At 72.0% G+C, this 6,714-nt stretch carries 7 protein-coding genes; 4 read left to right on the top strand and 3 right to left on the bottom strand.

Annotated elements, in window-relative coordinates; translation table 11 throughout:
* Nucleotides 1–100: 100 nt before the first annotated feature.
* From ACWD11_RS20610 to ACWD11_RS20600, 3 genes are all read left to right on the top strand, one after another.
* Nucleotides 101–1,345 (top strand): FAD-dependent oxidoreductase, encoded by a 1,245-nt coding sequence (locus ACWD11_RS20610; RefSeq protein ID WP_451284614.1) that lies wholly within the window; start codon nt 101–103, stop codon nt 1,343–1,345.
* A 123-nt stretch (nt 1,346–1,468) separates the two neighbouring features.
* The gene (locus ACWD11_RS20605) at nt 1,469–2,116 is read left to right on the top strand and encodes a TetR/AcrR family transcriptional regulator (protein ID WP_451284612.1); all 648 of its coding nucleotides are present in this window, start codon (nt 1,469–1,471) and stop codon (nt 2,114–2,116) included.
* A gap of 119 nt (nt 2,117–2,235) precedes the next feature.
* Entirely contained in the window at nt 2,236–2,532 is a 297-nt protein-coding gene (locus tag ACWD11_RS20600) for a hypothetical protein (protein ID WP_451284610.1), read from the top strand.
* On the opposite strand, the gene ACWD11_RS20595 is transcribed toward ACWD11_RS20600, so the two are convergent.
* Both ACWD11_RS20595 and ACWD11_RS20590 read right to left on the bottom strand, forming a co-directional pair.
* Nucleotides 2,513–4,129, bottom strand: coding sequence for an MFS transporter (locus ACWD11_RS20595; RefSeq protein ID WP_451284608.1), 1,617 nt, complete (start codon nt 4,127–4,129; stop codon nt 2,513–2,515). The two genes, ACWD11_RS20600 and ACWD11_RS20595, sit on opposite strands and share 20 nt — an antisense overlap.
* Before the next feature lie 230 nt (nt 4,130–4,359).
* Complete coding sequence (locus tag ACWD11_RS20590) at nt 4,360–4,788, bottom strand: VOC family protein (RefSeq protein ID WP_451284606.1); 429 nt, start codon at nt 4,786–4,788, stop codon at nt 4,360–4,362.
* A 248-nt stretch (nt 4,789–5,036) separates the two neighbouring features.
* On the opposite strand from ACWD11_RS20590, the gene ACWD11_RS20585 reads away from it, so the two are divergent.
* The gene (locus ACWD11_RS20585) at nt 5,037–5,702 is read left to right on the top strand and encodes a nitroreductase (protein ID WP_451284604.1); all 666 of its coding nucleotides are present in this window, start codon (nt 5,037–5,039) and stop codon (nt 5,700–5,702) included.
* Nucleotides 5,703–5,738: 36 nt separating this feature from the next.
* Here the strand turns inward: ACWD11_RS20585 and ACWD11_RS20580 are convergent, their stop codons facing one another.
* Entirely contained in the window at nt 5,739–6,647 is a 909-nt protein-coding gene (locus ACWD11_RS20580; RefSeq protein ID WP_451284602.1) for an RNA polymerase sigma-70 factor, read from the bottom strand.
* Between the last annotated feature and the right edge of the window lie 67 nt (nt 6,648–6,714).

The raw sequence follows: 6,714 nt of genomic DNA, 5'->3' as shown, positions 1-6,714 counted from the left end.
CATCTGACGGTCGCCCAATCATCAGCCATGCCCAGAGCCCCTGGGTCCCACTGATCTTACGAATGATCATTTCGAACCCACTAGAAAGGTAGGGCAGATCATGAACCCTCCCTGCGGCCCCGACGTCCTCATCGTCGGCGGCGGGATCGGCGGCCTCGGTGCCGCCTTCGCCCTGGCCCGCCAGGGACTGCGGGTGCGCGTCCTCGAACGCGCCGAGGAGTTCGGCGAGGTGGGCGCGGGCCTCCAGATCGCACCCAACTGCACCCGCATCCTCGCCGAGTACGGCCTGCTGGAGGAGGCCAAGACGCTCGGCGTCCTCCCCGAGCACATGGTGATGCGCGACGCGCTCGACGGCCGGGAGCTGACCCGGCTGGACCTGCGCGACCTCGAACGCCGGTACGGCTTCCCGTACATGGTCATCCACCGCAGCGATCTGCACGGCATCTTCCTGCGCGCCTGCGAACGCGCCGGTGTCGAGCTGCTGACCGACCGGACCGTCATCGGCTACGACAACACTCCCGGCGGGGCCCGGGCCGTGCTGGAGGACGGCCGGACCGAGTCCGCCCCGCTGGTCGTCGCGGCCGACGGGCTGCACTCCACGGCCCGCCGCCTGCTCGTCGGCGACGACGTCGTCAGCTCCCACTACGTCGCCTACCGTGCCGCCGTCCCGATCGGGCAGGTCCGGGAGAACGGCATCGCCGAGAAGGACGTCACCGTCCATGTCGGCCCCCGCTGCCACTTCGTCCAATACGCCCTGCGCGGCGGCGACATGTTCAACCAGGTCGCCGTCTTCGAGTCGCCCAAGGCCCTGGCCGGACAGGCCGACTGGGGCACCCCCGACGAGCTGGACGCGGCCTTCGAGGCCACCTGCGACACCGTACGCAAGGGCATCCCGCTGATGTGGCGGGACCGTCGGTGGCAGATGCTCGACCGCGACCCCGTGGACACCTGGGTGCACGGCCGGATCGCCCTGCTCGGTGACGCCGCCCACCCGCCCCTCCAGTACCTGGCGCAGGGCGCGATCATGGCGATCGAGGACGGCTGGGTACTGGCCGAGCACCATGCCCGGCACCCGGACTGGGACGCGGCCCTCGCGGCCTACGAGGCGGTTCGCGTGCCGCACTGCCAACGGGTGCAGACCACGGCCCGTGCCTGGGGCGAGCTGTGGCACCTCGACGGCGAGCCCCGGCGCCGGCGCAACGCGATCATGCGGGAGCGGGACACGTACGACTACTCCTTCACCGACTGGGTGTACGGCCCCACCGCGCTCACGCCCGAGGAGGAGCCGCCCATGTTCACCCCGGTCCCGCTGTCCTCGGCGCCCGCGGAGGCGGACGGAGGATGAGCACGACGGCCCGCGCACCCTCGCCGGCCAACGGCCGGGCGGGGAGCACCCGTCGTGCCAGAATGAAGACGACCGCCTCCGGACCCCCGTCGTCCCCCCCGTACCGCTTCACCGAGGTTCCCCGTGACCAAGCCCGTGGCCCGCGTGCCGCAGCGACGCAACGCGCGGTCCAACCGGGCGCGCATCCTGGCCACCGCCCGCCAGGAGCTCGGCCGCAATCCCGACATCACGCTGGAGGAACTGGCGCGGGCCTCCGGCGTCGTACGGCGCACGCTCTTCGGTCACTTCCCTGGGCGCCCGGCGCTGCTGGAGGCGCTCGCCGAGGAGGCGTCCGAGTCGCTGCGCGCCGCGCTGGCCGAGGCGGTCAGGCCCGCCGAACCGGCCGACCGGGCGCTCGCACACTTCGTCCTCACCATGTGGCCCGTCGGCGACCGCTACCGGATGCTCCTGGCGCTCGCCCGGCGCGACCTCGGCATCGAGCGCGTCACGGAGATCCTGTCCCCGGCCCGCTCCGAGGTCACCGCCATCCTGGAAAGGGGCCAGCGGGACGGTGTCTTCCACACCCATCTGCCGCCCGCCGTGCTGAGCGCCGGTCTCGAGGCCATGCACGTCGCGCTGCTGGAGGAGGTCAACACCGGGGCGCTGGAGGACGACGGCGCCAGGACCGCCCTCGCCACGCTGATCGCCGCCGGGGTGCCGCAGGAGCGGGCGAGCGGGGTGGTCGCCGAGATCGCGCCGACGGCGGTCCGCACGGCCGGCGCCGACGACTGACCCGACGGTCCCACCTGCGGCCTGCCCCGTGTGCTCCGTACGGCTCAGGCCGACGCGCCCCTGACGCGGCGGGGTGGTCGACTGGGCCGGACCCTGTACCGCCCTGTGAGGAGCACCCCATGTCCGTCGTCGTGGTCCACGAACTGCCGGGGATGACCCAGGCCCAGTACGAGCAGAGCGTGGAGCGGCTGACCGGCCGCCCCGGCCCCCTGACGAGCCCCTCGGACTGGCCGGTGGCCGGCCTCGTCTCGCACACCGCCGCCCCCACCTCCGACGGCTGGCTCGTGGTCGACGTATGGGAGTCCGAGGAGGCGTTCCGGGAGTTCGGGGAGACCCTCGGGCCCATCCTCCAGGAACTCGGCATCCCCGAAGCGACGCCGAGGATCTACCCGGTGCTCACCGTGGTGACCCGCTAGCGCTCACCCGCTCCTCCCGCGGCTCGGGCGACTGCTCCTGGTGCTGCTTCATGGCGCGGTTGCCCGGCAGGACGAGCAGGACGAGCACGGCACCGGCGGCCATGACGATGCCGCCGACGAGGCTGGTGTACGCGACCCCGTGGGCGAACGCCTCGTGCACCGCGTCGACCAGGGCCTGGGCCTGCTGGGCGCCGCCGGCCGGGTCCTCGGCGATCTCCTCGGCGACGGCGAGGCCACCGCCCGCCGACTCCTGGGCGGTGTGCAGGACCTCGGCCGGCAACTGTCCGCCGACCAGGTCGGTCAGCCTGTCCTGGTAGGACGTGCTGAGCAGCGAGCCCAGCAGCGCGATGCCGAGGGAACCGCCGAGTTCCAGCGAGGTGTCGTTGGCGCCGCCGCCGACGCCCAGCTCCGACTCGGGGAAGGAGCCCATGATCGTGTCGGTGGCGGGGGAGACGCTGAGGCCGATCGCGAAACCGAGCAGCAGCATGGTCGGCAGGAAGGCGGAGTACCCCGAGCCGGCGTCGACCAGGGTGAGCAGGAAGACGGCCACCGCGCCGAGCACCATCCCGGTCCCGACCATCGCCTTCACCCCGAGCCTGGGCGACAGCCTGCCGGTGACGGCGGCGCCGACGAACACGGCCCCGGCCAGCGGCGTCAGCCGGAGACCGGTCTCCAGGGCGTCGTAGCCGAGGACGAACTGCAGGAACTGGGTGGAGTAGTAGATCGAGCCGAAGGTGCCGAAGAAGAAGAACAGCACCGCGATCATCGAGCCGCTGAAGGGCCGCTGGAGGAACTTGCGCACGTCCAGCATCGGGTGCGGATGGCGCAGCTCCCACCCGACGAACGCGAGCAGACCGGCGCCGGCGACCACGGCCGCGGTGACCGGTCCGGCGCCCCAGCCGAAGTGCGGGCCCTCGATGATCGCGTAGACGAGCGCGGCGACGGAGGCGATGGAGAGCAGACCGCCGACGTAGTCGATCCGCCCCATGCCCTGTGCCTTGGACGGCGGGACGAGGACCAGCGCGCCGACCACGCCGACGAGGACGATGGGCACGTTGATCAGGAACGTCGAGCCCCAGGCGTGGTCCTCCAGCAGCCGGCCGGCCAGCAGCGGGCCCGCGGCGATGGCGAGGCCGGAGGTGGCGGTCCAGGCGGTGATGGCCCGCACCCGCTCGCCCCTGGGGAAGATGGCGACCAGCAGGGAGAGCGTGGCCGGCATGACCACGGCGGCGCCGACGCCCATGATGGCGCGGGCCGCGATGACCAGCTCGGTCTCGTCGACCACGCTGCCCATCACCGACCCGCCCGCGAAGATCAACAGCCCGCTGACGAGCGCGCCGCGCCGGCTGTACTTGTCGCCCAGGGCCCCCAGGACCAGCATCAGCGCGGCGTACGGGACGGTGTAGCCGTCGATGACCCACTGCAGGTCACTGCTGGACAGCCCGAGGTCCCTCGTCATGTCGGGCGCGGCCACGATCAGCGAGGTGTTCGCCATGACGACGACCAGCAGGCTGAGGCAGAGCACGAGCAGGGCCCACCAGCGGCGGGGGTAGGGGCCGGGCATTTTCTCGACGGGGGTGTTCGCGAAGAGCGGCATGGAACGTCCTGAGATTCAGGGAGGGGCGGAAGGCGGGGGTGCGCCTATGGCACGGCGGCAGTTAATTGCTCACTCATGTGCAGATTAGGTTATTGCCCATGGGTGTGCAAGTAAGGGGGTGGTGCTCGACGGCGTCGACGAGTTCCTGTTCACCTGCTGCGCCACGACAAGTGCCTGGCCCTGCTCCAGGTGTGGGGGCCGGAGGAGCAGGGCCAGGCGAGGAGTGCCGGCTAGGGGCGGGCGTAGGGCCGGGTGATGATCTCCATGTTGTGGCCGTCCGGGTCGTCGAAGTAGGCGCCGCGACCGCCGAACAGGCGGTTGATCCGGCCGGGTTCGGTGTGACTGGGGTCGGCGTAGTAGGTGACCCCGACGGTCTCCAGGCGGGCGATCATGCCGTCGAACTGCTCGTCGGGCACGAGGAACGCGTAGTGCTGCGGCTGGATCGGCTCGGTACGCATCTCGTAGTAGTCGAGCGTGACGCCATTGCCGAGGTCGACGGGGAGGAACGGCCCGAAGGGGGCGCCGACCTCAAGGCCCAGGATGGCGGCCAGGAACTCGGCGGACAGCTGCCGGTCGGTGGCGTAGACGGCGGTGTGGTTCAACTGGACGGATGTCGTAGGCAGTTCGGGAGCGTGCGGGTGCTGCTGTTCGTTCGGCATGTGTGGTGGGTTTCTCCGGGTCTCGGTATCCGCTGGGTCGGGCGCCGCGTGCGGGCGCCTACGGGAGGACGCGGAGGGGAGGGCGGGGCTCTGGCCCGCCTCGGGCTCACGCCGAGGCCGGGACGCTCACTCGTGCATGGCCCATGGCCGACCCGGCAGTCACCCGAAGGACCTTAGTGATCGCCACGGTCCGGGGCAACGCGGTTTCCGCTGTCGCGGCTCCGGTGCGGGGGAAAGGGCGAGAAGACGTGGATGTGTACGAGGCCGTGGACAGCCGCCGGGCCGTACGGGCGTTCAGCGCCGAGCCGGTACGCCGAGAGGTGCTGGAGCGGGTGCTGACGGCGGCGACCCGGGCCCCGTCCAGCGGGAACCTCCAGCCGTGGCACCTGTACGTCGTCACCGGCGACCCCCTGGCCGAGCTGAAGCGCCACGCGACGGCCAGGGCCCTGGCCGGTGACCCGGGTGACGAGCGGGAGTACCCGATGTATCCGGCGGGACTGGCCTCGCCGTATCCGGACCGCTTCTCCGCCGCGGCCGCCCAGCGGTACGCGGCGCTGGGCATCGAGCGCGACGACCCCAACCGCCCCAGGAAGATCGCCGCCCTGAACTCGGAGGCGTTCGGGGCGCCGGTCGTCCTGTTCTGCTACCTCGACCGGGCGATGGGGCCCGGACAGTGGGGGGACGCGGGGATGTACCTCCAGACGGTCATGCTGCTGCTGAGGGCGGAGGGGCTGCACAGCTGCCCCCAGGTGATGTGGACGATGTACCGCAGGACCGTGAGCCGGGCGGTCGGGGCGGACGACGGGCTCGTGCTCTTCTGCGGGGTCGCGGTGGGATTCGAGAAGGAAGGCGTGCCGGCGCTGCGCACGGGGCGCGCGGAGATGACGGAGACGGTGAGCTTCATCGGCATGTGACCGCCGGAGTGTCCGCCACGCTCCGGCGCAACGCCCTCAGTACGTGCTCACCCGGCGCCGCAGCTCCGTCTCCCGCCCCATCCGCGCCAGCTTCTCAGGGTTGCGGACCGCGTACAGGCCCGAGATGAGGCCCTCGTCGATGCGGACCGCCAGCACCGTGTCGACCTCCCCGTGAAGGCGCAGGACCAGCGCGGGGGAGCCGTTGACCAGGGCCGGCTCCAGCGGGGCCACCGAGGCCAGCCGGGACGCGGCCAGGAGTGCCGCCACGCTCCCGGCGCCCACGATCGGCGACAGCGCGGCCTGGGCGACCCCGCCGCCGTCGCCCAGGAACACGACATCCGGCGCGAGGATGTCGAGCAGGCCCTGCAAGTCCCCTGTCTCCACAGCGCGTCGGAAGGCCCCGAGCACGGCCTTGGACTCCGCCGCCGAGACCTCTCCGCGCGGGCGGCGCGCGGCGACATGCGACCGGGCCCGGTGGGCGATCTGCCGTACCGCCGCCGGCTTCTTCTCCACGGCCTCGGCGATCTCGTCGTAGTCGAGGGCGAACACCTCCCGCAGCACGAACACCGCCCGCTCGGTCGGCGTGAGCGTCTCCAGCACCAGCAGCATCGCCATCGAGACGCTGTCGGCCAGCTCCACGTCCTCCGCCACGTCCGGCGCCGTCAGCAGCGGCTCGGGCAGCCAGGGGCCGACGTAGGTCTCCCTGCGGCGCTCCAGGGTGCGCAGCCGGACGAGAGCCTGGCGGGTGGCGATCCGTACGAGGTACGCGCGCTGATTCTGTACGGCGGCCAGGTCGACGCCCGCCCAGCGCAGCCAGGTCTCCTGGAGAACGTCCTCGGCGTCGGCGGCCGAGCCGAGCAGCTCGTAGGCCACGGTGAAGAGCAGATTGCGGTGCGCGACGAACGCCCTCGTGGCCGAGTCGCCCGCCTGTGTCGTGCCTGCCATGCGTGGTCCCCTCCGCTGACGACTGCGTCCCCCACAGGACACCGGGCGCCATAGTTCTGTGACATCG

Source organism: Streptomyces sp. NPDC002776 (assembly GCF_053592195.1).
Note: the sequence above shows the minus strand (reverse complement) of the source record. Positions and strands in the feature narration are given on the sequence as shown.